The organism is Lentzea nigeriaca (genome assembly GCF_016907955.1).
Taxonomy (GTDB): Bacteria; Actinomycetota; Actinomycetes; order Mycobacteriales; family Pseudonocardiaceae; genus Lentzea; species Lentzea nigeriaca.
The window spans coordinates 280,180-305,409 of the sequence record NZ_JAFBCX010000008.1; the positions used below are offsets into that span (position 1 = coordinate 280,180).

23 protein-coding genes and 1 pseudogene are annotated in these 25,230 nt (G+C 69.3%); 11 read left to right on the forward strand and 13 right to left on the reverse strand.

Going from position 1 to position 25,230, the window contains the following annotated elements; all coding sequences use genetic code 11:
• Nucleotides 1–2: 2 nt before the first annotated feature.
• From JOD27_RS27940 to JOD27_RS27950, 3 genes are all read right to left on the reverse strand, one after another.
• The gene (locus JOD27_RS27940; RefSeq protein ID WP_204765249.1) at nt 3–1,442 is read right to left on the reverse strand and encodes a GuaB1 family IMP dehydrogenase-related protein; all 1,440 of its coding nucleotides are present in this window, start codon (nt 1,440–1,442) and stop codon (nt 3–5) included.
• Nucleotides 1,443–2,039: 597 nt separating this feature from the next.
• Entirely contained in the window at nt 2,040–2,822 is a 783-nt protein-coding gene (locus tag JOD27_RS27945; RefSeq protein ID WP_204765250.1) for a GNAT family N-acetyltransferase, read from the reverse strand.
• A gap of 196 nt (nt 2,823–3,018) precedes the next feature.
• Nucleotides 3,019–4,548, reverse strand: a complete 1,530-nt coding sequence (locus JOD27_RS27950) for an ATP-dependent DNA ligase (protein ID WP_204765251.1) — start codon at nt 4,546–4,548, stop codon at nt 3,019–3,021.
• 90 nt (nt 4,549–4,638) lie between these two features.
• Here JOD27_RS27950 and JOD27_RS27955 point away from each other — a divergent pair, with 90 nt between their 5' ends.
• Complete coding sequence (locus JOD27_RS27955; RefSeq protein WP_204765252.1) at nt 4,639–4,806, forward strand: hypothetical protein; 168 nt, start codon at nt 4,639–4,641, stop codon at nt 4,804–4,806.
• Here the strand turns inward: JOD27_RS27955 and pdxR are convergent.
• Complete coding sequence (gene pdxR / locus JOD27_RS27960) at nt 4,803–6,149, reverse strand: MocR-like pyridoxine biosynthesis transcription factor PdxR (RefSeq protein ID WP_204765253.1); 1,347 nt, start codon at nt 6,147–6,149, stop codon at nt 4,803–4,805. The two genes, JOD27_RS27955 and pdxR, sit on opposite strands and share 4 nt — an antisense overlap.
• A gap of 47 nt (nt 6,150–6,196) precedes the next feature.
• On the opposite strand from pdxR, the gene JOD27_RS27965 reads away from it, so the two are divergent.
• Nucleotides 6,197–7,099, forward strand: coding sequence for a DMT family transporter (locus tag JOD27_RS27965; protein WP_204765254.1), 903 nt, complete (start codon nt 6,197–6,199; stop codon nt 7,097–7,099).
• Between the two features lie 154 nt (nt 7,100–7,253).
• Here the strand turns inward: JOD27_RS27965 and JOD27_RS27970 are convergent, their stop codons facing one another.
• From JOD27_RS27970 to JOD27_RS27980, 3 genes are read right to left on the reverse strand one after another with little or no spacing between them, the layout of a single operon-like run.
• Nucleotides 7,254–8,057: a hypothetical protein gene (locus JOD27_RS27970; protein WP_204765255.1), complete on the reverse strand. Its 804-nt coding sequence runs from the start codon at nt 8,055–8,057 to the stop codon at nt 7,254–7,256.
• A gap of 10 nt (nt 8,058–8,067) precedes the next feature.
• Complete coding sequence (gene abmR / locus JOD27_RS27975) at nt 8,068–8,622, reverse strand: ATP-binding transcription factor AbmR (protein ID WP_204765256.1); 555 nt, start codon at nt 8,620–8,622, stop codon at nt 8,068–8,070.
• Between the two features lie 52 nt (nt 8,623–8,674).
• Nucleotides 8,675–10,648 (reverse strand): thioredoxin domain-containing protein, encoded by a 1,974-nt coding sequence (locus JOD27_RS27980; protein WP_204765257.1) that lies wholly within the window; start codon nt 10,646–10,648, stop codon nt 8,675–8,677.
• 55 nt (nt 10,649–10,703) lie between these two features.
• Between JOD27_RS27980 and JOD27_RS27985 the strand changes: the two genes are divergently transcribed.
• The 4 genes and pseudogenes from JOD27_RS27985 to JOD27_RS28000 all read left to right on the forward strand — a co-directional run bounded on the left by JOD27_RS27985 (nt 10,704) and on the right by JOD27_RS28000 (nt 15,865).
• On the forward strand, nt 10,704–12,041 hold the full coding sequence (locus JOD27_RS27985) for a 3' terminal RNA ribose 2'-O-methyltransferase Hen1 (RefSeq protein WP_204765258.1): 1,338 nt from the start codon (nt 10,704–10,706) through the stop codon (nt 12,039–12,041).
• Nucleotides 12,041–14,499: pseudogene (locus JOD27_RS27990) on the forward strand (polynucleotide kinase-phosphatase). Before JOD27_RS27985 ends, JOD27_RS27990 begins: the two are co-directional and overlap by 1 nt.
• Nucleotides 14,496–15,110: a nucleotidyltransferase domain-containing protein gene (locus JOD27_RS27995; protein WP_204765259.1), complete on the forward strand. Its 615-nt coding sequence runs from the start codon at nt 14,496–14,498 to the stop codon at nt 15,108–15,110. Before JOD27_RS27990 ends, JOD27_RS27995 begins: the two are co-directional and overlap by 4 nt.
• Nucleotides 15,107–15,865, forward strand: coding sequence for a nucleotidyltransferase domain-containing protein (locus tag JOD27_RS28000; protein WP_204765260.1), 759 nt, complete (start codon nt 15,107–15,109; stop codon nt 15,863–15,865). Before JOD27_RS27995 ends, JOD27_RS28000 begins: the two co-directional genes overlap by 4 nt.
• Here JOD27_RS28000 and JOD27_RS28005 read toward each other — a convergent pair.
• Both JOD27_RS28005 and mca read right to left on the reverse strand, forming a co-directional pair.
• Entirely contained in the window at nt 15,862–16,092 is a 231-nt protein-coding gene (locus JOD27_RS28005; protein WP_204765341.1) for a hypothetical protein, read from the reverse strand. The genes JOD27_RS28000 and JOD27_RS28005 overlap by 4 nt on opposite strands.
• Nucleotides 16,093–16,127: 35 nt before the next feature.
• Entirely contained in the window at nt 16,128–16,997 is an 870-nt protein-coding gene (gene mca / locus JOD27_RS28010) for a mycothiol conjugate amidase Mca (RefSeq protein WP_204765261.1), read from the reverse strand.
• A gap of 96 nt (nt 16,998–17,093) precedes the next feature.
• Between mca and JOD27_RS28015 the strand changes: the two genes are divergently transcribed.
• Together JOD27_RS28015 and greA are read left to right on the forward strand one after the other, a co-directional pair.
• Complete coding sequence (locus JOD27_RS28015) at nt 17,094–17,516, forward strand: DUF4307 domain-containing protein (protein WP_204765262.1); 423 nt, start codon at nt 17,094–17,096, stop codon at nt 17,514–17,516.
• 183 nt (nt 17,517–17,699) lie between these two features.
• Entirely contained in the window at nt 17,700–18,197 is a 498-nt protein-coding gene (greA, locus tag JOD27_RS28020; RefSeq protein ID WP_229813464.1) for a transcription elongation factor GreA, read from the forward strand.
• Between the two features lie 30 nt (nt 18,198–18,227).
• Here the strand turns inward: greA and JOD27_RS28025 are convergent, their stop codons facing one another.
• Nucleotides 18,228–18,737 (reverse strand): Lrp/AsnC family transcriptional regulator, encoded by a 510-nt coding sequence (locus tag JOD27_RS28025; protein WP_109632229.1) that lies wholly within the window; start codon nt 18,735–18,737, stop codon nt 18,228–18,230.
• 74 nt (nt 18,738–18,811) lie between these two features.
• Here JOD27_RS28025 and hppD point away from each other — a divergent pair, with 74 nt between their 5' ends.
• A complete protein-coding gene (gene hppD / locus JOD27_RS28030; RefSeq protein WP_204765263.1) occupies nt 18,812–19,993 on the forward strand; it encodes a 4-hydroxyphenylpyruvate dioxygenase in 1,182 nt (393 codons plus the stop codon).
• Between the two features lie 54 nt (nt 19,994–20,047).
• Nucleotides 20,048–20,293, forward strand: a complete 246-nt coding sequence (locus JOD27_RS28035) for a hypothetical protein (RefSeq protein ID WP_204765264.1) — start codon at nt 20,048–20,050, stop codon at nt 20,291–20,293.
• Between the two features lie 72 nt (nt 20,294–20,365).
• On the opposite strand, the gene JOD27_RS28040 is transcribed toward JOD27_RS28035, so the two are convergent.
• The 3 genes from JOD27_RS28040 to JOD27_RS28050 all read right to left on the reverse strand — a co-directional run bounded on the left by JOD27_RS28040 (nt 20,366) and on the right by JOD27_RS28050 (nt 24,223).
• Nucleotides 20,366–21,511: a cystathionine gamma-synthase gene (locus tag JOD27_RS28040; protein WP_204765265.1), complete on the reverse strand. Its 1,146-nt coding sequence runs from the start codon at nt 21,509–21,511 to the stop codon at nt 20,366–20,368.
• A 151-nt stretch (nt 21,512–21,662) separates the two neighbouring features.
• Nucleotides 21,663–22,763: an RDD family protein gene (locus tag JOD27_RS46170; RefSeq protein ID WP_204765266.1), complete on the reverse strand. Its 1,101-nt coding sequence runs from the start codon at nt 22,761–22,763 to the stop codon at nt 21,663–21,665.
• An 89-nt stretch (nt 22,764–22,852) separates the two neighbouring features.
• On the reverse strand, nt 22,853–24,223 hold the full coding sequence (locus tag JOD27_RS28050; protein WP_204765267.1) for a cystathionine beta-synthase: 1,371 nt from the start codon (nt 24,221–24,223) through the stop codon (nt 22,853–22,855).
• Nucleotides 24,224–24,342: 119 nt separating this feature from the next.
• Between JOD27_RS28050 and JOD27_RS28055 the strand changes: the two genes are divergently transcribed.
• Nucleotides 24,343–25,215 carry an SGNH/GDSL hydrolase family protein gene (locus JOD27_RS28055; RefSeq protein WP_307830352.1) on the forward strand — a complete coding sequence of 291 codons (873 nt, stop codon included), beginning with the start codon at nt 24,343–24,345 and terminating at the stop codon, nt 25,213–25,215.
• Nucleotides 25,216–25,230: the final 15 nt, after the last annotated feature.

Below are 25,230 nucleotides of genomic sequence, written 5' to 3' on the forward strand. Positions count from 1 at the left end.
TCTCACCAACCCCCTGGCAACGGCCGCCCTTCTGCGAACCCAGCCGCCGACTGGATGCCGAGAACAGCCTTGGCGTGGAATTCCTCCAGCGAGGTCGCACCGGCGTACGTGCAGGCCGAGCGAACGCCGGACGTAATCGCGTCCAACAGATCCTCCACGCTCGGACGCACCGGGTCCAAGCGCATTTTCGAAGTGGAGATGCCTTCTTCGAACAGCCCCTTCTTGGCCCGGTCGAACGCGTTGTCGCTCCGCGTCCGCGCCGTCACGGCCCGCTTCGACGCCATTCCGAACGATTCCTTGTAGAGGTTCCCGCGTTCATCCCGCTGCAGGTCACCGGGCGACTCGTAGGTGCCGGCGAACCAGCTGCCGACCATGACGCTGCTGGCACCGGCCGCAAGCGCCAACGCCACGTCCCGCGGATGCCGCACACCACCGTCGGCCCACACGTGCTTGCCGAGCCGACGCGCCTCTTCCGCGCACTCCGCGACCGCACTGAACTGCGGCCTGCCGACACCCGTCATCATCCGCGTGGTGCACATCGCACCCGGCCCGACACCGACCTTGATGATGTCCGCGCCGGCCTCGACCAGATCCCGCACACCTTCCGCCGTGACGACGTTCCCGGCCGCCACCGGCACACTTGGGTGCGCTTCCTTCACGGCCTTCAGCGCGGCGATCATCTTCTCCTGGTGCCCGTGCGCGGTGTCCACGACCAGCACGTCCACCCCGGCCTTGAGCAACGCCTCGGCCTTGGCCCTGACGTCCCCGTTGACCCCGACCGCAGCCGCGATCCGCAACTGGCCGTCGGCGTCGGTCGCCGGCTTGTAGATCTCGGCCCTGAGCGCCGCCAACTCGGTCAGCACACCACTGAGCCGCTGCTCGTCGTCGATGCCGAGCGCGATCTTGTGCGCGCTGTGGTGCAGCTGGTCGAACACGTCCTGCGGCTTCGTGCCCAGCGGCAACTGCAGGATGTCCGTGTTCATCACGTCGCCGATCCGCGTGAACCGGTCGACCCCGGTGAGCGCCGCCTCGTCGACAACGCCGATGGGCCGGTTGCCGTCGTCCACGACGATCACCGCACCGTGCGCCCGCTTGTGCAACAGGTTCCACGCGTCCGCCACCGCATCGCCCGTGGTCAGCGTCAGCGGCGTGTCCCAAACCGGATGCCGCTCCTTGACCCACGCGATGATCTCCGCCACAGCCTCGGTGGGCACGTCCTGCGGGATGACGACCAGCCCACCGCGCCGCGCGATGGTCTCGGCCATCCGCCGCCCGGCAACCGCCGTCATGTTGGCGACGACGATCGGGATCGTGGCTCCCGTGCCGTCCGAAGTGGAGAGATCGACGCCGAACCGCGACTCCACGGCACTGCGGCCGGGGACGAGGAACACGTCGTCGTAGGTCAGGTCGTAAGAGGGTCGATGCCCTTCGATGAACCGCACGTGCTTCCACGATACCCGGTGCGTCTCAAGTGGGCATGTGGCCCGACCTGGGCTGTGACGCAACCGGGCGCGGCCCGGTGCGGCGGGGCTCGGTGTGCGGAGCTGGGGCTCAGTCCGCGGAGCTGGGGCTCGGCCTGCGCGGCTGAATCCGGCCTGGCGCGGCTGAATCCGGCCCGGCTGAACCCGGCTTGGGTTGCGGGGCCCGGCCTGCGTCGCGGGGCCCGGCCTGCGTCGCGGGGCCTGGCCTGCGTCGCGGGGCCTGGGCGTCTGGCTCGAACTGGCGGTGGCACCAGACTCGACCTGACCGTGCCACCGGTCCGGCCCTGACCCGAGCTCGCAGTCCGAAAAGGACCGCTGACCGTGTCTCCGTCCCGACCGGGCCCCCGCGCTTCCTTACCTTGCGGAACGAGTGAAAAGCGTTGTGGGTTCCCGGCTGTCCACAGGTTATCCCGCTGGGCGTTCCCGCAGTTCAGAGAGCCGCAACCTGTGGACAACTCGAGATCTTGAGCCTCCGGATGCCGCTCGGCCGAGACTTCGGCGAAGTCGTCCAGTCGCCTGCGGGGGATCCCCGGAGAGGAGGTGCGGGGGCGGCGTGAGTCACCGCGGCTTCCAGGCGTAGCCGGTGGTCGTGGTGACCTTCACGAAGCCGAGGCGTTCCAGGATCGGCCTGCTGTCCTCGGTGGCATCGACCTGGAGGTACTTCACGCCGCGGGCGAGGGCCACGCGAGCCCGGTGGGCGATGAGTGCGCGGTAGATGCCTCGGCCCCGCCACTTGGCCAGGGTGCTGCCGCCCCACAGGCCGCCGAACTCAGTGCCGGGGACGATCTCGAGACGGGCGGACGAGACGATCTGGCCTTCCGCTTCGGCCACGACCACGACTGTGTTCGGGTCGTTCTGCCGTTCGAGCAGGTAGTCGGCGAGCCAGCTGACCGTTTTGCCGAACGCCTCGGAGGCCGAAGCTGCCAACCTGTGGAAGTCGGCCTCTTCCTTGGTTTCTCGCAGGGTGATGCCGGCCAGGTCGACCGGTGTGACCATGTTCTCGGCGAGGCCGATGAGCACCGTCTCCCGGCCCTCGGACTCGAAACCTGCCGCGACCAGACGTTCTGGCAGGTCCGCGGGGGTGTCGTGGCCCCACGTCTTCCACTCGACACCCTGGTCTCGGGCGGCGAAGAAGTCGCGTTGGCGTGCGATCAGGGCGTCCAGGTCGGCGCCGGTGATACCCAGTTCGGGCGGGCCGGCGACCAGGCCTCGTCGCTTCGGCCAGGACACCCGGTAGACGGGGCCGTCGCGGTGGACGGTGGCCTCGGCGTCCGGGATCTTCCACTCGGCGGAGCGGGCCTGGTCGTCGTAGGCGCGAAGCAGCGCGGCAGCATCAGTCACTGGTTTGACGCTATTGGTGGGCCGGTGGGAGCCGCACGCCATTTTCAGTGCTGGCGCGCGTCCACCGCGAGGCGGTGCGGCCGTCTCGGGTGCACGGCGTTCAGCAGCGTGCCGGTGAACGTATCGCCGGCCCAGGCCTCGCCGCCCTGCCGAGCTGCCTGCTTGCCGGGCGCACTACGCGCCTTTCGCCCTGACGTCAGGACTCCGGATTCGGTTGTGCGGTGGGCAGGAGTGCCCTCACCTCCTCGATCGTTGTGGCTTCTGACGGGTCCTTGTCCGGGCGGTAGCGGACGACGCGAGCGAACCGCAGTGCGACGCCGCCGGGGTAGCGCGGCGAGACCTGCACGCCGTCCAGCTCGATCTCGATCACCAGTTCCGGTCGGACCATGACGACCCAGTCGGACTGCTCGGTCGCGATCTCCTGCAGGGCCTTGGTCTGCCACGCGAGCAGCTCGTCGGTGAGGCCCTTGAAGGTCTTGCCGACCATCACGGGTGGGCCGCCGTCCGGGTCGCGGGCGCCCAGGTGCAGGTTCGACAGCCAGCCGCGGCGGCGGCCGCTGCCCCACTCGACGCCGAGCACGATCAGGTCGAGGGTGTGCACCGGCTTCACCTTCTGCCAGGCGCGGCCGCGGCGGCCGGCCGCGTAGGGCGAGGCCAGTGACTTCACCATCACGCCCTCGTGGCCCGCGCTCAGCGACGCCGTGACGACCTCGGCCGCCTCGTCCGGTGACGGGTCCAGCGCGCCTTGGATGACGTGCTCGCCCGCCACCTGGCGCAGGGCCGCCAGGCGGTCTCTCAGGGGCTCGTCGAGCAGGTCCTTGCCGTCGAGGTGCAGGCAGTCGAAGAAGTACGGGTGCAGGAGCAGCTCGCGCTCGTCCTGCGCGCCGAACCGGCTCATCGTCTCCTGGAACGGGCGGGGCCTCCCCTCGTCGGTCAGTGCCAGGGTCTCGCCGTCGAGCACGACGGACGTGCACGGCAGGCCGCGCACGAGGTCGACGAGCTCGGGCACCGTCTTGGTGATCTCGCGCAACGTACGGGTGTAGATGCGAACGTCGTCGCCCAAGCGGTGCACCTGGATGCGTGCGCCGTCGAGCTTGTGCTCCACCACGCAGCTGCCGAGCTCGGACAGCGCGTCGGTCAACGACTCGGCGGGTGAGGCCAGCATCGGCCGCAGCGGACGCCCGACCTCCAGCCGGAACGCCTCCAGCGCGGCCGCACCGCCCGCCAGCGCCGCCACCGCCGTGTCCGGTAATCGGCCGGACAGCATGAACGCGCGCCGCACCGTCTCGCCCGGCACGTCGGCCGCGGAGGCGATCGCGTCGAGCATCACGCCCTCCAGCGCGCCCTGCCGCAGCTCGCCGGTGAGCAGGCGGCGTAAGAAGTCCTGCTCCGCCTCTGTGGAACGGCCGAAGAGCGCCGCCAGCAGGTCGGCTCGGCGCTGCGCCGAGCCCTTGCCGGACGTCGCTGCCACCTCGGCGAGCGCGGCGTCGACCTCGGCGACCGTGAGCTCGGCCTGGGCGGCCGGGGGCACGGACAGGTCGAAGACCGTGCGCCAGCCCGCGCCGATGCGACCCTGCCGCGGCGTTCCTATGAGGAAGGACACCACCGCGACCACGACGTCGGCCGTCGCCGAGCGCAGCAACGCGGACAACGCCTTGACCTTCGCAAGGCGCGACCGCGTCGCCGCCACGGCGGCCGACGTGTCGACTACTTCGGAAAGGAGCACGGACTCATGGTGCACCCGAGCACTGACAATTTCTGGGCGGTCCGGCTAGGCTGGCCAGGACAACCGTTCTGCCTGGGGGTTTATCACGCCATGCGTGCTTTCAAGATCATTGCCGCTGCCCTGCTCATCGCCGCCGTCGCCTCGTCCACCCCTGGGGTCGGCACCGACCGCGAGCACATCCTCGGCAGCGACGCGAGCACCATGCGCGAGCACATCCTGAGCGGTGACATGAGCACCGCTCGCGAGCACATCCTCTAGGCGGCGGCAGCGATCTCCCTGACCGCCTCGCGCAGGCGGTCAGGCGTGAGCGCCGCATATCCGAGCACGAGGCCCGGCCACATCGGCGTGCGCGTGTACTGCGCCAACGCCCACACGTGCACGCCACGTTCCGCGAGCCTGCTCTTCAACGCGAGGTCGTCCGTCCCGTCCGGCATGCGCAACACGACGTGCAACCCGGCCGCGACGCCGATGGACTGCCACTCGGGCAGATGCTCGGCAACGGCTTCCAACAACGCGTCGCGCCGCTTCCGGTAGAGCGCGCGCGTGCGGCGCAGATGCCGGTCATAGCCGCCCGTCCGCAACAGGTGCGCGAACGCCGCCTGCGGGATCGTCGCGGTGCCCATGTCGTTGTACTTCTTGCGGTCCACGATGCCCTCGCGCAGCCGCTCCGGCACCACCAGCCACCCGAGGCGCAACGCTGGCGCCAGCACCTTGCTGGTCGTCCCCTGGTACACGACGTGGTCGGGCGCCAGCGCCTGCAGCGCACCGAGCGCGGGCCGGTCGTACCGGTGCTCCGCGTCGTAGTCGTCCTCGATGATCAACCCGTCCCGCTCACGCGCCCAGTCCACGAGCGCCCTCCGCCGTTCCGGGTGCAGCACAACGCCCAACGGGAACTGGTGCGCCGCGGTGACCAGCACCGCCTTGCAGTCCGTTTTGGACAGAAGGTCGACTCGGATTCCCTTGTCGTCCACCGGAATCGGCACGGTGTCGAGCCCGTGTGATCGCAACAGGTCCTCGCCGCCGAAGTGACTCGGCTCCTCGATCGCAATGCTGCCGTTCAGCAACCTGGCGGTGAGCTGCAACCCGTCCGCGGCGCCGTTCGTGATCACCGCGTCCCGCGCGACCACCGCCCTCACCCGCGCCAGGTAGTCGACGATCTCCTTGCGCAGCCCCACGAATCCGGCCGGGTCGGGGTAGGCGAGGTCGTCGTCGGGCAGGTCGGCAAGCGCTGCCCGGTGCGCCGCAACCCATTCCGCACGCGGAAAAGCGCCCAACGCCGGCAACCCTGGCCGCAGGTTGAACCGCCACCGCTGCGGCGGCTCCGGCACACCGCACGCCCCGGCCGGGCCGAGGCTCGCGACCGTCGTCCCCGACCCGCGCCGGGTGGTGAGATACCCCTCCGCCACCAGCTGCGTGTAGGCCGACGTGACGGTCCCTCGCGCCACGCCGAGCTGCGCCGCCAGGTCCCTGCTCGACGGCAGGCGCGTGCCCGGCGCCAGCCGCCCGTCGCGGATCGCCCTGCGCAGCTCGACCTCCACGCCGCGTCGCCGCTGATGCCCCGGCAACAGCAGCTCACGGAAAGTGGACCAGTTCTCAACCATTGAAGTGGAGCTTAAACCTGGACCAGTTCGCCGTGAAGCTGAACGGCATGAAACTCGGGGTGGCCGCGGGAGCGACAGCGGCATCGATCGTCGGCGCGTCAGTGCCCATCACCGGCATGCTCGAGGGCTATCCGGTCCTGACCGGCCAGGCCATGCGCTACCTGTTGGGTGCGGCCGTGCTGCTGCTGGTCGCCCGTCGGCTGCCCATGCCGTCGTGGCGCGACATCCCTCCGTTGCTGGGCGTGGTCGCGTCGGGAATGCTCGGCTTCAACGCCCTGCTCATCGCCGCGCAGCAGTACGCCGAACCGGGCTTCGTCGCCGCCGTGATGGGCGGTTCCCCGATCGCTTTGGCGCTGCTGTCCCGCCAACGAACGACATCCGCCGTTGTCGGCGCAGTGGTGGTAGCGGCGGGCATCGTGCTGTTGTCCGGTGGCGGCTCGTGGCACGGTCCTGGGCTCGTGCTCGCGCTGTTGACGATGGTCGGCGAGGTCTGCTTCACCCTGTTCGCCGTCGGGGTGGTGCGGCGACTCGGCGTGCTGGGCGTGGCGACCTGGACGTGCCTGCTGGCGGCGGTGATCGGCGCGGTTCTCGGCACGTTCGTCGGTGGCTGGCAGGTGCCGGACACCCGGCAGACCTTCGCGCTCGTGCTGCTCGCGGTGGTGGTGACCGCGTTGGCTTTCGGGCTCTGGTATTTCGCCGTGAGCCGGTTGGGCTCTGACCGCGCTGGTGTGCTCATCGGCCTGATGCCTGTGTCCGGCCTTGTGACTTCCGTGTTGTTGGGTGCGCAGGAGTTCACGTTGATTTCCGCCGTCGGGGCCGCCACCGTCGCACTCGGGTGCGCCATCGGGCTCCGCACGGGTGCCCACCACACACACGACGCGGGCCGGATTCCCCCAAATTCAACAATAGCGAGCGGGTCTGACACTCAGGCGGAAGTTGTTGCACCGTAGAGGTTTCCAGGTCCGACGGCAGGGCTCCACCGAGTGGCTCGCGGCCTACAACGGCAGCGGCGGTCGGGTCGGGGCGACGCAGAGCCGACAGCGGTAGTCGGGCCGGGCGCGACCGGTTCGGTGTCGAGAACCTGCCTGGCGTGACAGGCAGAGCTCACGAGGCGACCTTCGCGAGCCACGACGCCGCCTCGTCGGGCGGAAGCTCCCGCGTCACGTCGACCATCGGCGTCATCATCGGGTACAGGCGGCCCGCGTTCCACGAGCGCTGGTAGCGCGGCGGGCTGAGCACGATCACGCGCCGGTCGTCCAGCAACGGGATGTCGGACGGGCGGCCCTCGTTCCAGATCGTCTCGCCGAACGCGTCGGAAAGCTCGAACTGGCCTTGGATTCCGCCTGCGGGCTCCAGGTCAGGGCCGACGGACGCCGCTTCCACCCAGGAGAGCGAAGGCGGCTCGCCGGGGATGTGCAAGGGGATCAGGCGGTAGGCGAGCAACGTATGGAGCTGGAAGTTGTCGCCGATGCCGCCGATCGTCACCTCGAAACCCTTGCCGCTCAACGGGTGCAGCACCAGCAGCTGCTCCAGGTCCAGCACCTGCAGCAGGCCGGAGAGCCACGAGTCGGCTGGCACCGCGGCCAGCAGGCGGTCGCGGTGCGGCAACGCGAGGCGGACGTCCTCGTCCTGCAGCGGGAGCAGCAGGGCGGGCTGCCACTCGTCGAACTCCCCGCGCGAGATCGCGCCGAGCACCCGCAGCACGAGTGTTTCCAGGGCGGGTGAGGCACCGGTGAGGTAGAGCAGGTTGCCGAGCAGCCGGTTGACCGCAGGGTCAGAAGACGACGACAGGACCAGGGCCGCCGCCGACAGTTCGTCGGGCGAGCGGCCCTGGGCCTGATCCACGAACGTCTCGAACGCACCGGGCTCCGCGCGGACAACGGACTCGGCGATCGACGTCAGCTCCACGCCGCGCAGGTTATGACAGATCCGGGCCCTGCGAACGGAGATCGTCCACCTTCGACATCGCATCGCGCAGCTCGCCGAGCCACGCGTCGGCGTGCTCGCCCACCAGGCGGACGGCCCACGCCAGGGCGTCCGCGCGGGAACGGGCCACGCCCGCGGCGACGAGCGTGTCGAGCACCTGGCGTTCCGGCTGGCGCAGGCGCGTCATCACCGGCACGGCCAGGTGCGTGAAGAGTTCGCGCGTGCCGCCGAGCGAAGCACCCCAGGCGACCTTGCGGCCGTAGCGGTGTTCGGCCTGGCGCGCGATCTCGATGCGTTCGGAGCGGGTTTCCTCACGCCACCGGGAGATGCGGCCCGACTCGGCCGCGGCGCGGGAGGCGTCGTCGAACTCGCCTTCCAGGTCAGGCAGCGTGCCGACGACCGTGATCTCCTCGCGGTCGACGATCACCTCGGGCGCTCCGGTGAACCAGCCGTCGGGCAGCCTGCCCGCGAACCACGCCGCCGCGTCGTCGGCCGACGGCAGGTCAGCCTGTTGCCAGCCGCCTCGCCCTCGCCATCCACGTCCCATCTCAACCACCTCTGATTACATGATTACGTCATTACTGACGTTACGCCTGTAATCAGCGAGCAGTGTTCGCCGTCAGCGAAGTGACCAGCGCATCCACGGTCACGACAGGCCTGTCGCACACGTAGCCGCGGCACACGTAGGCAGCAGGGGCCTCGTCGACCAGCGGGCGGTCCTCCAGCAACGGCACGGAGCCCGGCTCACCGGCCACGACGACGCCACCGCCCGGCACGTGCGCGACGGCCGCCGCCCACAGCTCCGCGCGGCGGGCATCGTCGACACCGACCACCGCCACCTGCAGCGGACCGGCGACCAGCGCCTCGGCGACGGTCAGCCAGTGGCCGGCGAAGCGGGGCGCCCGCGCGGCGAGCAGACCAGCGCGCGTCACGGCCTCCGTGGCAGCCGTCAGATACCGCGAGGACTGAGCGCCGGTCAGCAAAGACGCCGTGACCAGCGCCGAGGCCAGCGAAGACGCACCACAGGGCGACGCGTTGTCGGTTGAGTCGGCGGGACGGCGAACCAAAGACTCAGCGTCGTCAGCGGTGTCGTAGTAGGCGCCGGGAGAGTCCGGCACGGCGAAACGGGACAGCGCGGTGTCCAGTAGTCCGCACGCCAGGTCGAGCCACCGGATCGAGCCCGTGACCTGGTGCAACGCCAGCAGGCCGTCGGCGACGCAGCCGTAGTCCTCCAGCAGGCCGAACGACGGCCCGGCGGCCCCGTCGCGCGAGGTCCGCAGCAGCCTGCCCTCGACAAGGTGCACCGACGCCAGCAGCGACGCGGCTCCCGACGCCGCCACGATCCACGACGGCTCACCGAAGAACGCGCCCGCCTCGGCCAGCGCGGCGATCGCCAGGCCGTTCCACGCCGCGACCACCTTGTCGTCACGGCCGGGCTGCGGACGCGCGGCACGGACGGCCAGCAGCGAGGCCCGCACGTCCTCCCCCGGCTCCGACACGAACCGCAGCGTCGACTTGCCGTCCTCGAAGTTCGGCTCCTCGGTCACTCCGAAAGCAGCCGCCGCATCCCCGAGCTCCTCGAACGACCACACGTAGGTCAGGCCCTCGACGCCCTGAGTGTCGGCGTCCAGCGAAGCCGCGAAGCCACCCTCGGCGGTGCGCAGATCCCGCAGCAGGAACGAAGCCGTGTCCCGCGCGACGCGCGTGTAGCGCTCGGAACCGGTGACCCGCGCCAGGTGCGTGTAGAAGCGGAGCAGCAAAGCGTTGTCGTACAACATCTTCTCGAAGTGCGGCACGATCCACGACGCGTCGACGCTGTAGCGCGCGAACCCGCCGCCGAGCTGGTCGTACATGCCGCCGTTCGCCATCGCGTCGGCCGTCGCGGTCGCCATCGAGATCGCCTCGACCGAACCTGTGCGTTCGTAGTGCCGCAACAGGAACTCGACGACCATCGAAGGCGGGAACTTCGGCGCGCCACCGAACCCGCCGTTGCGCCGGTCGAACTCGCCCAGCAGCGACACGACCGCTCCCGCCAGCACATTCGCGTCCACAGTAGACGGAGGAAGTGGCGCCGTGTTGCGCGAGATCTCCTCCACGACAACGGAAGCCGATTCCAGGACCTCGTCCGGACGCGAGGTCCAGGCAGCGGAAACAGCCTCGACGAGCTGGGTGAACGACGGCATGCCGGCACGCGGTGACGGCGGGTAGTAGGTGCCCGCGTGGAACGGCCGCGCGTCCGGCGTCAGGAACACCGTCATCGGCCACCCGCCGTGCCCGGTCATGGCCTGCGTGACCTCCATGTACACGGCGTCGACGTCCGGACGTTCCTCGCGGTCCACCTTCACGGACACGAAATGTTCGTTCAGGAACGCCGCAACAGCCTCATCCTCGAACGACTCGTGTGCCATCACGTGACACCAGTGGCAGGCCGCGTAACCGACGGACAGCAGCACCGGGACGTTCCGCCGGCGCGCCTCCTCGAACGCCTCCTCACACCACGGCCACCAATCGACCGGGTTCTCGGCGTGCTGCAGCAGGTAGGGGCTGGTCGCGTCGGCGAGCCGGTTCTTCATGCAATCCACACTAAATGAGCAGCGTGGAGACCGACTCTCGATCAGACTCGACCTCGTGTTGCTCACCATGACCACGACCCACCAGCCGGCGACCGACCTCGGTCACCTGCTGCACAAGCACCCGGACCGGGCTCAGTCCTTCACGACGAGCTCGGGCGTCGCGCACGTCTTCTACCCGAAGGCGACGAACGAGGAGTGCACGGTCGCCCTCCTGCTCGAGGTCGACCCCATCGCGCTGGTGCGAGGTCCCGGCAGCACGCTCACCCAGTACGTCAACGACCGCCCTTACGCAGCCGGGTCGTTGCTCACGGTCGCGCTCGGTAGCGTGTTCCGCACCGCGATGAACGGCCGCAGCGAGAGCTACCCCGAACTCGCGCAGACCCCGATTCCGCTGGTCATCCGTATTCCCGCGCTGCCGCACCGGCTCGCGGACCGGCTGTTCGCGCCGCTCGGCTGGGAAGTAGCGATCACCGAACACGGTGACTCGCGCTACGGCGATGTCACGCTCACCGGCACCGTGAAGCTCAGCGACGCCCTGAAGCACCTCTACGTGCTGCTGCCCGTGCTCGACGGCGGCAAGCACTACTGGGTCGCGGCAGACGAGGTCGACAAGCTGCTCAAGGCCGGTGACGGCTGGCTCGCGAGCCACCCCGACAAGGAGCTGATCACCACCAGGTACCTGGCGCGCAAGCGACCGTTGATCACCTCTGCCCTGGAACGTCTCGCCGACGTCGACGAGGTCGAGCCGGAAGAGATCGACAACGCGCTGGCCGAACCGAAGATCTCCCTTGCCGCACAGCGCAAGGAGGCTGTGATCACGGCGCTGAAGGAGGCGCGTGCCAAGCGTGTGCTCGACCTCGGCTGTGGTGGCGGCGCGCTGCTGCGCGAACTCGTGAAGGAGCCGGAGTTCACCGAGATCCACGGTGTCGACGTGTCCGCGAAGGCGTTGCAGGAGGCCGCGCGCAAGCTGCGGCTCGACCGCATGCCGGACCGCGTTCGCGAGCGGATCACGGTGCGGCAGTCGGCTTTGACGTACGCGGACACCGCGCTCGCCGGGTACGACGCGGCGGTGCTGATGGAGGTCGTCGAGCACGTCGACCCGTCGCGCCTGCCCGCGTTGGAGCACTCGGTCTTCACCGTCGCACGACCGGCGACCGTGCTGGTGACGACGCCGAACGTCGAGTACAACGCGCTGTTCGACACGTTGCCGGAAGGGCAGCTGCGCCACTCCGACCACCGTTTCGAGTGGACACGCGCGGAGTTCGCGGCGTGGGCGGACGGCGTTGCGACGCGACGCGGCTACCGCGTGCGCTATGTGGGAATCGGGCCGGAGGACGCCGAACGGGGCGCGCCGACCCAGATGGCAGTGTTCAGCTTGGGGGAAGACGACTGATGGAACTGAAGATTCCCGACCTGTGTCTGGTGGTGCTGATCGGCGCCTCCGGTTCCGGCAAGTCGACCTTCGCGCGCAGGCACTTCCTCCCCACGCAGGTGCTGTCGAGCGACTACTTCCGCGGGCTCGTCTCCGACGACGAGAACGACCAGTCGGCGTCCGGGGCGGCGTTCGACGTGCTGCACCACGTCGCGTCGAAGCGACTCGAAGCCGGCAAGGTCACCGTCATCGACGCCACCAACGTGCAGGCTCCTGACCGCGCCAGGCTGGTCGAGGTCGCGAAGAAGGCCAACGTGCTGCCGGTCGCGATCGTGCTCGACACGCCGACCGACGTGTGTCTCAAGCGCAACGCACAGCGCCCCGACCGCGACTTCGGCGCGCACGTCGTGAAGCGGCACCGGGCGGCGTTGCAGCGGTCGTTGAAGTACCTCGGCAAGGAGGGCTTCAAGCGCGTCCACGTGCTGCGCTCCGAGTCCGAAGTGGACAGCGCAGTGATCGTGTACGAGAAGCTGCTCAACGACCTGCGGCACGAGACCGGGCCGTTCGACGTGATCGGTGACGTGCACGGCTGCCGCGCGGAGCTGGAGGAGCTGCTCGTCGAGCTGGGTTACGAGCTGGTGCGGGACGACGAAAGCCGTGCGGTCGACGCGGTTCCGCCGGGCGAGCGCAAGGCCGTCTTCGTCGGTGACCTTGTGGACCGCGGACCGGACACGCCCGGTGTGCTGCGGCTCGTGATGGGCATGGTGGCGAACGGCCACGCCCTCAGCGTGCGCGGAAACCACGAGGAGAAGCTCGTGCGGGCGTTGCGCGGCCACAAGGTGACGGTGCGGCACGGGCTGGAGAAGTCCCTGGAGCAGCTCGCCCACGAGCCGGAGGAGTTCCGCCGCGCTGTCACGAAGTTCTGCGACGGCCTGATCGCGCACTACGTCCTCGACGGCGGGAACCTCGTCGTGGCGCACGCCGGTCTGCCCGAGCGCTACCACGGCCGTGCGTCAGCGAAGGTGCGCAGCTTCGCGTTGTACGGCGACACGACCGGTGAGGTCGACGAGTACGGGCTGCCGGTGCGCCTGCCGTGGGCGAACGACTACCGCGGTTCCGCGACGGTGCTGTACGGGCACGTCCTGGTGCCCGAGGCCGAGTGGATCAACAACACGATGTGCCTGGAGACGGGTGTGGTGTTCGGCGGCAAGCTGACCGCGTTGCGCTACCCGGAGAAGGAGCTCGTCTCCGTCAAGGCCCACCAGGTCTGGTACGCGAACGAGCGCCCGCTGACCAGCCTGGTCGTCCAGCGGGAGCCGGACGTGCTGGCGTTGAGCGACGTCACGGGCCTGCGCCGGATCGACACGTCGGTGATGGGCGCGGTGACGATCCGCGCCGAGCAGTCGGCGAGCGCGCTGGAGGTCATGAGCCGGTTCGCGATCGACCCGCACGACCTGCTGTACCTGCCGCCGACGATGGCTCCGACGGCGACCTCGCAGCGCGACGACGTGCTGGAGCACCCGACGGAGGCGTTCGCGGAGTACGCGGCCGCCGGTGTCTCGCAGGTGATCTGCGAGGAGAAGCACATGGGTTCTCGCGCGGTGTTGTTGGTGCGCAAGGAAGGCGGCGCGATCTACACGCGCACCGGCCGGGCGTTCTTCGACGGCGCGCTGGGTGACGAACTGCTCGATCGGGTGCGGGACAGCGCGAAGCCGTTGTTCGACGAGTTCTCGACGGACTGGCTGCTGATCGACGCCGAGCTGATGCCGTGGAACGCCAAGGCTTCCGGGCTGATCCGCGAGCAGTACGCGGCGGTCGGGGCAGCGGCGGGCGGTGCGTTGCCCGTCGCGGTCGAAGCGCTCGAAACCGCGAAGGCACGTGGCGTCGACGTGACGGATCTGCTGGCGCGCACGGAAAGGCGATCGGCGAACGCTTCGGCCTACCGGGCGGCCTACGAGCGGTACTGCTGGCCCACCGAAGGTTTGGAGGGTGTGCGGATCGCGCCGTTCCAGCTGCTGGCGGCCGAGGGGCGGACGTTCCACGACCGTTCGCACCTGTGGCACCTGGAGACGCTGAGCCGGTTGGAAGGACCCTTGTTCCAACAGACTCGGCACCTCGTGGTCGACACGGCGGATCCACCGCCGGCGTGCGCTGGTGGGAGGAGCTCACCGAGGCGGGCGGCGAGGGCATGGTCGTCAAGCCGCTCGCGAACCTGACGAGGAGGGCGCAGCCGGGCGTGAAGGTGCGCGGACGCGAGTACCTCCGGATCATCTACGGCCCCGACTACACCGAGCCGGCGAACCTCGCACGACTGCGCAAGCGCGGTCTCGGCCGCAAGCGCGGGCTTGCCCTGCGTGAGTACGCCCTCGGCATCGAGGCGTTGGAACGCGTCGCGCGCGGCGAGCCGTTGTGGCGCGTGCACGAATGCGTTTTCGGTGTGCTGGCCCTCGAGTCGGAACCGGTGGACCCACGACTGTGATTCTTGAAGCGATCATCGGCTCGCACGCCTACGGGCTCGCGACCGAAGAGTCTGATGTGGACAGACGCGGCGTGTTCGTCGCGCCCACGGAGGCGTTCTGGCGCCTGGACAAACCCCCGACGTCGGTCGAGGGCCCCGAGCCGGAACGCCTCAGCTGGGAGGTCGAGCACTTCTGCAAGCTGGCACTGAAGTCCAACCCGACGGTGCTCGAGACGCTGGTGAGCCCGCTGGTCGAGGTCGTCACGCCGCTGGGAGAGGAGCTGCGGGCGCTGCTGCCCGCGTTCCTGTCCCGATACGCGGTGCGGGCGTACACGCGCGCGACGGAGATGCAGCTGTCGCGCGCGGGCCGCAACCTCAAGCCGAAGCAGCTCATGCACGTCGTGCGGTTGCGGTTGCTCGGTCTGCACCTGGTGCGCAGTGGCGAACTCGACATCACCGCGGACCGCGCGCTCCTCAAGATCCGCACCGAGGAGCTGCCGTGGGAGGAGGCCGTGGCCTGGGCGCACCGGCTGGGCGACGAGCTCACCCACGCCGAAGGACCGCTGCCCGAGGAACCGGATCGGGCGCGGGTGGAGGATTGGCTGGTGTCGGTGCGCAGGAGGGCGTTGTGAGCTACGAGGTACCTGACCTGAGCGCGGTGGTGGCGGAGCAGTCGCACGACCTGCTCTTCGCGACCGTGTCCGGGGCGCACCTGTACGGCTTCCCGTCCCGCGACTCGGACGTCGACCTGCGCGGCGTGCACATTCTGCCGCTCGAAGAGGTCGTCGGGCTGCGGCGCGGCCCGGAGACCAAGGAGCGGATGTGGGTGCGCGACAGCGTCGAGATCGACCTCGTCACGCACGACGTGGAGAAGTTCTGCCGTCTGCTCACCCGGCCCAACGGCTACGTGCTGGAGCAGCTCCTCTCGCCGCTCGTCGTGCACACCACGGACGGCCATCGGAAGCTCGCCGACCTCGCCGCGGGGTGCCTGACCTCACGGCACGGGCACCACTACCGCGGGTTCGCGGTGACCCAGTGGCGGCTGTTCGAGCGGACCGGCGAGATCAAGCCGCTGCTCTACACGTTCCGCGCGCTGCTCACCGGCGTGCAACTGCTGCGCGCGGGCGAGGTGATCGCGCACCTGCCGACGTTGCTCGACAAGCTCGACGGGCCGGACTACCTGACCGCACTCATCGAGGCGAAGATCCTCGGCGAGCACCGGGCGTTGGCGGGCGTGCCAGAACGGCCCACTCCCGAACGGCTGGAGGCCGACCTCGCGCACTGGCAGGAGGAGCTGCAGAACGCGCGGGCGAGCAGCGAACTGCCCGAGCACCCGCCCGCCTTCGAGGCGGTGCACGAGTTCGTGATCGAGACGCGCCTGAGCTAGTCCTTCTTCTTCTCCTCGGGCTCGGACGGCGTGTCCGAGGCCGGCTCGTCGAACGACGCGGGCACCCGCTTGAGGTGCTTGTTCATCGACCTGACGAGGAAGAACACCGCGATGAAGAAGAGGATCAGCAGGACGAGGCCGACCGGGGAGGACTTGCCGAAGTCCTCACCCTGGCCGCCCTTGTCGTTGTCGTTCGTGTTCGACGGCTGCACGGCGACAAAGGCCATCGTGCTGCTGAGGTCGAAGTCTGGGGAGAGCACCCCTAGACCTTAACTCCGGCGAACAGGTCGTTCTCCGGCAGCGTCGAGTCCACCACCGAGCGCACGAGCTCGTACTCCTCGGTCGGCCAGATCTCGCGCTGCAGCTCGCTCGGGATGGCGAACCAGCGGCTCGTCGGGTCGATCTGGGTGGCGTGGGCCTTGAGGGCCTCGTCGCGGACGTCGAAGTAGTCCGCGCACTCGACCTGGGTGGTCACGCGTTCCATCACGTCCGGGCGGTCGGCGTCCCAGTGCGCGAGCCACTCCGTATACGGCGACTCCAGGCCGCGGGCCTCCATGGCCTCGTGGAACGCCAGGAGCTTGGCGCGGGAGAAGCCGTGCGAGTAGTAGACCTTCTGCACTTCCCACGCCGAGCCCAGCGACGGGTCGAACGCGGGGTCGGCGGCGGCGTCCAGCGCGGCCATCGAGATCTCGTGCGTGCGGATGTGGTCCGGGTGCGGGTAGCCCCCGTTCTCGTCGTAGGTCACGACGACGTGCGGGCGGAAGTCGCGGATCGCCTCCACCAGCGTGGGCACCGACTCCTCCAGCGGCACGAGGGCGAAGCAGCCCTCCGGCAGCGGCGGCTTCGGGTCGCCCTCGGGCAGACCGGAGTCCTTGAAACCCAGCCAGCGGTGCTGGATGCCGAGGATCTTGGCCGCGCGGGCCATCTCCTCGCGGCGGACCTCGATGATGTTCTCGAGCACGTCCGGCTTGTCCATCGCCGGGTTGAGAATGCTGCCCGCGCCACCGTCGGTGCAGGTCACGACCATCACGTCGTGGCCTTCGGCGACGTAGCGGGCCATCGTGGCCGCGCCCTTGCTCGACTCGTCGTCGGGATGTGCGTGCACTGCCATAAGGCGCAGCTTGTCGGCCATGACCCCCGTGGTCCTCCTGTGTGAACGGTCCTGCGACACTCAACAACTGAACGTCGGTCGTCATTGTTCCCCAGCGGGTCAGGAGGGCGCGGGAAAGTGTCGCAACGCGCGCTGCCCGAGGGGCGGTATGGCAACAGCCGGCGCAAGCCGCTCAACAAGTGGGCTCGGTGGGTGTTACTCGCTGTAGCCGTGGCGGTAGGCGCGGTGGTCGCCTTCGTGGGTTACCGAAATCTCGGCACAAAGCCCATCGAGGCGAAGCAGACGGCGTTCATCATCCTCGGCGACGACAGCGTGAAGGTCAGTTTCGAGGTTTCCCGAGATCAACCGGAGCGACCAGCCGTTTGCATCATCCGGGCCCGCGCCAAGGACGGGGACGAAGCAGGCAGACGCGAAGTTCTGGTGCCTCCAGGGAATTCCGTCGTCGTCGAGACAACAGTTCTCCGCACCTCGAAGCCGCCGGTCACCGGCGAGGTGTTCGGGTGCTCTTACCAGGTTCCCCCCTACTTGTCCACGAGCTAGCGTCCAAGCGGGTGATCTGCGGTTTAAGCGGCGAACTGGGGAACAAATCGCCGTCGCTGAACGTTGTCCACGTGTTACTCTTGAGGCTCAAGCACGGCCCCGGCGCGGGCCGTGTTTTTCCGTTCCGGGCCACGGCCCGGGAACTATCTGGTGCACACACGTGCGCCGGAGCAAGACGAGGAGTTGGTGACCGTGAGCGACACCCAGGTGACCTGGCTGACCCAGGAGGCCTACGACCGGCTCAAGGCTGAGCTGGACGAACTTATCGCGTACCGCCCGGTCATGGCTGCCGAGATCAACGCCCGCCGCGAGGAGGGCGACCTGCGCGAGAACGGCGGCTACCACGCGGCTCGCGAGGAGCAGGGCAAGCAGGAGGCGCGCATCCGCCAGCTGCACGAGCTGCTCCAGGCCGCGAAGGTCGGCGAGGCCCCCACCACCAAGGGTGTCGCAGCGCCGGGCACGGTGCTCACGATCCGTTACGAGGGCGACGACGAGACCGAGACCTTCCTGCTCGCGACCCGTGAAGAGGGCGCGCACGGCGAGATGGAGGTCTACTCCCCGTCCTCGCCGCTCGGCAAGGCTCTGAACGGCGCCAAGGACGGCGAGACCGTGGAGTACGAGCTGCCCAACGGCAAGCTCCAGAAGGTCACGCTGATCAAGGCTCTGCCGTACGCCGGATAGTCGCTGAAGACGTTGTGAAGGGGCGGCCACCTACCGGGGTGGCCGCCCCTTCACGCGTTCCAGCAACGGCCGCACCCGTGGTGGCACGGGTGTGGAGAGTGCGATGGACGTCGACAAGCGCCGCACGTGCGGCACGTCCACGACATGGTCGACGACGCGCTGCAGGTCCGCGTTCGACCGCGCGACCATCCGCACGAAGAGATCCCCCTGGCCCGTCGTCGCGTGCACCTCGCACACCTCGGGAATCGCGGCCAGCCCTTCACACACCTCCGCACGCCGTCCCTGCGCGATTTCCACGACCGCGAAGGCCGTCAGCCCGTAGCCCATCGCGCCGAGGTCCAGCGCCGGCGGGAACCCGGTGAGCACGCCGCGTTCGACGAGACGGTCCAGCCGCGCCTGTACCGTGCCGCGCGCGACACCCAGCCGGCGGGAGCATTCGAGGACCCCGAGGCGGGGCTCGTCGGTCAACAGCAACAGGAGTCGGGCGTCCAGTTCGTCCACTGGCTGGTCAGAGTGCTCACTCTGCTGATCTGAAGGCATAGATCACTATACAAATTGCCCAGCGAAATCGCTGACTGTTGCTCACCCTGTTGGGTCGACTCATGCTGTGAGGCATGACGCAGCAGCTTGACGACGTGAGCTACGACCAGCTCCGGCAGCTCGTGGGGTTGGTCGACTACGACGCAACCAAGGACCCCTTCCCCGTGCGCGCCATGGACGCCGTGGTGTTCGTCGCGGGCAACGCCACGCAGACCGCCTGGCTCTACCAGGTGGCGTTCGGCATGGAGCTCGTGGCCTACGCGGGCCCCGAGACCGGCCAGCGCTCCCACAAGTCGTTCGTGCTGAAGTCGGGCTCGGCCCGCTTCGTGATCCACGGCGGCGTCAAGCCCGACTCCGAGCTCCTCGACCACCACCGCCGCCACGGCGACGGCGTGGTCGACCTCGCGCTGGAGGTCGGCGACGTCGACCAGTGCATCGCGCACGCCCGCAAGCAGGGCGCGACCGTGCTGGAGGAGCCGCACGACATCTCCGACGAGCACGGCACCGTCCGTCTCGCGGCCATCGCCACGTACGGCGAGACCCGCCACACTCTGGTGGACCGCAGCAAGTACAACGGCCCCTACCTGCCCGGATACGTCGCGCGGACGTCCACGGTCAAGCGACCGGAGGGTGCGCCGAAGCGCCTCTTCCAGGCCGTCGACCACTGCGTCGGCAACGTCGAGCTCGGCAAGATGGACTACTGGGTCGAGTGGTACAACCGCGTCATGGGCTTCGTGAACATGGCGGAGTTCATCGGCGACGACATCGCCACCGACTACTCGGCGCTGATGTCCAAGGTCGTCTCCAACGGCAACCATCGGGTCAAGTTCCCGCTGAACGAGCCGGCGATCGCGAAGAAGAAGTCGCAGATCGACGAGTACCTGGAGTTCTACGAGGGCGCCGGCGTGCAGCACATCGCGCTGGCGACCAACGACATCATCCGCACGGTCACCGCCATGCGCGACGCCGGTGTCGAGTTCCTCGAGACCCCGGACACCTACTACGACGACCCGGAGCTGCGGGCCCGGATCGGCGAGGTCCGCGTGCCGATCGAGGTGCTCAAGGAGCACCGCATCCTGGTCGACCGAGACGAGGACGGCTACCTGCTGCAGATCTTCACCAAGCCGATCGGCGACCGCCCGACCGTCTTCTACGAGCTGATCGAGCGGCACGGCTCGCTGGGCTTCGGCAAGGGCAACTTCAAGGCCCTTTTCGAGGCGATCGAGCGGGAGCAGGAGCGACGCGGCAACCTCTGATGGCGTTCCCCCGGTAAGGTGCTTTACGGGGGATACACATCGTGGGGAGGTGGCATGGCACTCGTACGACGCGTGGCCGCGGTGATTCCGCTGGTCGGAGCCGTGACCACGGCTGCGGCACTGACCGGCGCGGCGTTCTTGACAGTGGCTCACGCCGGCTGCGACGAGGCCGGCCGCTTCGTCAAAACGGGCGGGTCGATCGAGTTCGTCGGCGGCTGTGTCAACGGCGCCGACCTTCCGGCGGCGCCCACAGCCGAGGTCGAGAACGTCGACAGGTTCGGCGGCTCCAAGAAGCCCTAGGCCAGATCGATGAAGGGAACCTTCCTCCACTGAGCTGGAGGAAGGTTCCCTTCATCGTGCCGGTCGCGTTTGTCAGCCCAGGGCTTCGAGCAGGTCGGCCACCAGGTCGTCACCCGACTCGATGCCCACCGACACGCGCACCAGGTCCGCCGGGACCTCCAGCATCGAGCCCGCGGTCGACGCGTGCGTCATCTTCCCTGGGTGCTCGATCAGCGACTCGACGCCACCGAGCGACTCGGCCAGCGTGAACAGCTTGGTCCGCGCGCACACCTCGAGCGCGGCCTCCTCGCCGCCGTCGACGATGAACGACACCATGCCGCCGAACCGGCGCATCTGCTTGGCCGCCACCTCGTGGTTCGGGTGCGACTCCAGGCCGGGGTACAGCACCTTGCGCACCTTCGGGTGCCGCACCAGGGCCTCGGCGACGAGCTCGGCGTTGTCCGAGTGCTTCTCCATGCGCAGCTCGAGGGTCTTGAGGCCGCGCAACGTCAGGAACGCGTCGAACGGGCCGGGCACCGCGCCCGCGCCGTTCTGCAGGAAGCCGAACGCCGCGTCGATCTCCTCGTCGGAGGTGATCAGCGCGCCGCCCACCACGTCGGAGTGGCCGCCGACGTACTTGGTGGTCGAGTGCAGCACCACGTCGGCGCCGAGCTCCAGCGGCGTCTGCAGCGCGGGCGAGGCGAAGGTGTTGTCCACCACGAACTTGGCGCCCGCGGCGTGCGCGACCTCGGCGATCGCGGCGATGTCACCGATGTTCAGCAGCGGGTTGGTGGGCGTCTCGATCCACACCAGCTTGGTCTCGGGACGCACCGCGGCGCGGATCGCGTCGATGTCCGTGACCGGCGCCGGCGAGTGGGTGACGCCCCACTGCGAGAAGACCTTGTCGATCAGCCGGAACGTGCCGCCGTACGCGTCGTTCGGGATGACGATGTGGTCGCCGGGCTTGAGGAACGTGCGCAGCGCGGCGTCGGTCGCGCCCATGCCCGAGGCGAACGCGCGGCCGAAGCGGCCCCGTTCGAGCGAGGCGAGGGCCGTCTCCAGCGCGCGGCGGGTCGGGTTGCCGGTGCGCGAGTACTCGAAGCCCTGACGCAGCCCGCCCACGCCGTCCTGCGCGTAGGTCGACGTCGCGTAGATGGGCACGTTCACCGCACCCGTGGTCGGGTCCGGGTCCTGACCGGCGTGGATCGCCCTGGTCGCGAAGCCGTAAGGGGTGCTCATCACCCAAGGGTACTCACCCGTCTGGCGGTCGACGGCACGAGTCCAGCCGATGAAACGAGCGAAGCTCGAAGAGACCGCCTGGCAAACGATGAACGGCGCTTTTGCCCACCTGAGGTGGGCAAAAGCGCCGTTCATGATGTGCTGCTGGGGACTACCAGCCCTGCTGCTGGCCGTAGCCCTGCTGCGGCGGCTGGCCGTAGCCACCCGGCTGCTGCTGGGGGTAGCCACCGGTCTGCGGCTGGCCGTAACCCGACTGCTGCGGCTGGCCGTAACCGCCGGTGCCGGGGTAGCCACCGGTCTCCGGCCAGTTGATCACGACGGTGCCGACGATCTTGTCCGAGTAGGTCTCGTTCTTCGGCTTGTTCCACAGCGGCGACAGGTAGTTGATCAGCGAACCGATGCCGCACGCCAGACCGAAGGCGTAGTTGATCAGCAGGCGGAGGAACGCCACGCCACCACCGGGCGGCTGCTGCGTCTCCTCCTTGATCAGCTTGATCTTGGCGACCTTCTTGCCGATCGACTGACCCGTCGAACCCTGGCGGATCACGGAGTTCCAGATGTAGAACCCGATGAGGCCACCCCAGCCGACGAGGACGCCGACCAGGCCGAGGATGCCGGCGGCGTCAGCGGAGCCCGCCGAGCTGGCGATCAGGCCGACCGCGAAGAAGACGATGTACGCCACGACGGTCGGCGCCGCGTAGTCGATCAGACCCGCGACGAAGCGCGAGCCCCACTCGGCGTAACCGGTGGGGGGCGGCGGCGCCATGCCGGGCATCCCGTAGCCGGGCTGACCGTACGGCTGCTGCGGCTGGCCGTACGGGTTCGACTGCGGAGCACCGTACGGCTGCTGCGGCTGACCGTAGGCCTGCTGCTGCGGCTGGCCGTACGGGTTGGACTGCGGAGCGCCGTAGGGCTGCTGCTGCGGAGCGCCGTAGGCCGGCGGCTGCGGGGCACCGTACGGGGGCGGCGGCTGGGCGGGGAACCCGCCAGAGCCGGGTCCCTGTGCCGGGAAGCCACCGGAGCCGGAGGCTGCATGCGGTACCTGGCCGGGGCTGACGACCTGGGTGGCGTCCGCGTTCGGCTGCGGTGCGGCAGGAGTCTGACCAGGCGAGACGACCTGCGTCGCGTCCGGGTTCGGGTTCGCCGCGGAGGGCTGCCCACCCCCTGGGACGATCTGCGTCGCGTCCGCGTTGGGCTGCTCCTGGTGCGGCTGACCGCCGAACTGGTTTCCTGGCGGCTGCGGAGCGTTCATCCGGTTTCCAACCCCCTTGGCTGGGCCGTGTGTGAGTAAGACTTGGTTGATCTGGGGCGTCACGCTATCGGACGCACCCGCTTCTACGCTCAGCGACCAGCCAAGAACCCCAGAATGTCCTGTCGAGTGACCACTCCGGCGGGCTTTCCGTCCTCCAGCACGAGCGCGCCGTCGGCACTCGACAGCGCGTTCATCGCGACACCGACGGGTTCGCCGGCGCCGAGCGTGGGCAGCGGCGCGCCCATGTGCTTGTCGAGGCGGTCCGACAGCTGCGCCTTACCCGTGAACAGCGCGTCGAGCAGGTCGCGCTCGTTGACGGCACCGGCGACCTCGGCGGCCATGACCGGCGGCTCGGCGTTGACGACCGGCATCTGCGAGACGCCGAACTCGCGCAGGATCGCGACCGCGTCACCCACGGTCTCGTTCGGGTGCGCGTGGACGAGGTCGGGGAGCTTGCCGCCCTTGCGGCGCAGCACGTCGCCGACCGTCGCGCCGGTCGAGTCCGGCGGGAGGAAGCCGTAGGAGGCCATCCAGCGGTCGTTGAAGACCTTCGACAGGTAGCCGCGGCCACCGTCCGGGAGCAGCACGACGACGACCGCGTCCTCCGGCAGGTCCTTCGCGACGCGCAGCGCGGCCGCGGCGGCCATGCCGCACGAACCGCCGACGAGCAGGCCTTCCTCACGGGCGAGGCGGCGGGTGATGTCGAACGAGTCCGCGTCGGAGACCTCGACGATCTGGTCGCAGATGGTCTTGTCGTAGGTCTCCGGCCAGAAGTCCTCGCCGACGCCCTCGACCAGGTACGGACGGCCGTGGCCGCCGGAGTACACCGAGCCCTCCGGGTCCGCGCCGATGATCTGCACGGCGCCGTCGGAGACCTCCTTGAGGTAGCGGCCGGTGCCGGAGATCGTGCCGCCGGTGCCGACGCCCGCGACGAAGTGCGTGATCCGGCCGTCGGTCTGGCGCCAGATCTCGGGGCCGGTCTGGTGGTAGTGGCTCGCCGGGTTCTCCGGGTTCGCGTACTGGTTGGGCTTCCACGCGCCGGGGATCTCGCGGACCAGGCGGTCGGAGACGTTGTAGTAGGAGTCCGGGTGCTCCGGCGCGACGGCGGTCGGGCACACCACGACCTCGGCGCCGTAGGCCTTCAGGACGTTGCGCTTGTCCTCGCTGACCTTGTCCGGGCAGACGAAGACGCACTTGTAGCCCTTGCGCTGGGCGACCAGCGCGAGCCCGACGCCGGTGTTGCCCGAGGTCGGCTCGACGATCGTGCCGCCGGGCTGCAGCTCACCCGAGCGCTCGGCCGCCTCGACCATCCGCAGCGCGATGCGGTCCTTCACGCTGCCGCCGGGGTTCAGGTACTCGACCTTGGCCAGCACCGTGGCCTTGATCCCCGAGGTCAAGGAGTTGAGCTTCACCAGCGGCGTGTTGCCGACCAGATCGACGACGTGCTCGACGTACTCCACCGGTATCTACTCCCCTGCTCCCACTCTCCGAGATAGCGAAACGAAGCCTAGCTCTAGTGGCGGCGGAGGTTAATTCGAACGGCGCTGCCGACGATTCCTCTGGAAAGGGGGTGTTGCGGGTGATCGGACTGAGGACGCTACGAGCGGTGGCCATGACCGCCGCGACGCTCGGGGGGCTCTCCGGTGCCCTGGTCGGGCTGCTGACCGAGCAGGGCAGACGTGCCCGGATCGCCATCGGCGTGCTGGAGCACCTGTGGCCCGCACCCGACGGTGTCTACCTCGACGACGGCCGCGACCCGCTGCGGTTCGCCCTGCTCGGTGACTCGATGGCGGTCGGCGTCGGTGTGACGCATCCCTCGCAGATGCCGGGCGTGCTGCTGGCCCAGGCGCTCGCAGAGGAAGCCGAACGGCCGGTGCGCCTCTCGACCCACGCCGTGAGCGGCTCGACCACGCGGGACCTGATCGCGCAGGTCGACGCGGCCGTCCGGGAAGCGCCCCAGGTGGCGTTGATCATCATCGGCGCGAACGACGTGACCTCGCGGCTGGGGGTGCGCGAGTCCGCCTCCCTGCTGGGCGAACAGGTTCGCAGGCTGCGCGCCGCCGGGTCCGGTGTCGTCGTCGGCACCTGCCCCGACCTCGGGACCGTGCGGCCGATTCCGCAGCCGCTGCGGTTCGTCGGGCACCAGTACAGCCTGCGGCTCGCGGCGGCGCAGACCGCCGAGGTGAAGCGGGCGGGCGGCGTGCCGGTGTCGTTGGCCAACCTGCTGGCGCCGGAGTTCATGGCGCGGCACGTCGACATGTTCAGCACCGACCGCTTTCATCCCAGCGCCGTCGGCTACGAGGCCGCGGCCGGTGTGCTGCTCGCGCCGTTGTGCCAGGTCGCGGGACTGTGGCCGGGCTGGGTCGCGCCCGCGTTGCCACTGCGGTCGGCGGCGGCTCTCGCGGTGCGGCCGGCGCGCGTGCCGTGGTGGCCGCAAAGACGGCACGCCTGAGTTTCGAAATTCGCG